This window comes from Mycolicibacterium houstonense, from assembly GCF_900078665.2.
Lineage (GTDB): Bacteria > Actinomycetota > Actinomycetes > Mycobacteriales > Mycobacteriaceae > Mycobacterium > Mycobacterium houstonense.
Genome location: NZ_LT546227.1, coordinates 1 through 914 on the forward strand (window position 1 = coordinate 1; position 914 = coordinate 914).

The window sequence follows — 914 nt, forward strand, 5'->3', positions numbered from 1 at the left end:
TGCCGGTGCGGCGATCACGAGGGCCGCGGTACCCGTCGCGGTCACGGCCGCGAGCCCGCGGAGAGACCGGATCACTGTGCGCTGCATGGCAGGAATCGTACGGGCCGCGCCGACCGGTTACCGCACCCAGGGGCTCGGCGGATCAGATTCCGCCCCAGGCCGAGTCGAGTTCCTTGGCCACGTCGATCACCTTGGCCTGCTCCGATTCTGGGCTGTCGATCTCACCGGCCACGTGCGCGGCGATGAAGCGTTTGATCTCGGCGTCGACGCCGGCCAGGATCCGCAACACCTCGGCGCGCAACGACTTCGAGGTGACGTGGATCGAGATGTCGGACGGCCGCGGCTTCTTGACGTCGAGGATCAGCAGCAGCGGCTCGGCGGCCAGGGCCGAGGCCCGCAACGAGATTTCGCCGAACACCATGAACTTGGGCCGGTCGATGCGCAGATCGATCATCATGTCGATCTCCAGCGGTATCCGGATCGAGAACGTGATGGTGTCACCGACGATGCGGCTCACCCGCGGCTTCTGGATCTTGACCCGCGCGGTCACCTTGGCGATCTTTCCCGGCCCCTGCGCGATGGGACCCATTTCGAACTCGTCGCCGGCGATCGCCCCGATGGCGTCGCCGACGCGGTCCTCGGACACCGCCACCTCGAAGAACCGGCGGCCGAACTCCTCGTAGGTGATGTAAGCGTGGTCAGCCATGATCCTCCTACGGTCTCACGGCAACGCACGACGACGCTGCAGCCGGGCCGGTATCGCGGTTCACATCGCGTCCGTGTAGTACCGAAACCGGGTGACCCGGAGCGGACGACGTGCGAGGTCGGCGATCACAACCGCCCGCCGGCCCGCGTCCTCCAGCCCGGCCGCCACACTGCTGCCGGAGACGATCGGCTTGCGCCAGGTCGCCCCC

At 67.7% G+C, this 914-nt stretch carries 1 protein-coding gene; it reads right to left on the minus strand.

The window, feature by feature from the left end:
• Positions 1-142 precede the first annotated feature (142 nt).
• Positions 143-706, minus strand: coding sequence for a hypothetical protein (locus BN4332_RS32755; protein WP_066897665.1), 564 nt, complete (start codon positions 704-706; stop codon positions 143-145).
• Positions 707-914 lie beyond the last annotated feature (208 nt).

Coding starts and splice junctions, on each gene's coding strand:
- BN4332_RS32755 (WP_066897665.1), bottom strand. CDS start 706: ATGGCTGACCACGCTTACATCACCTACGAGGAGTTCGGCCGCCGGTTC.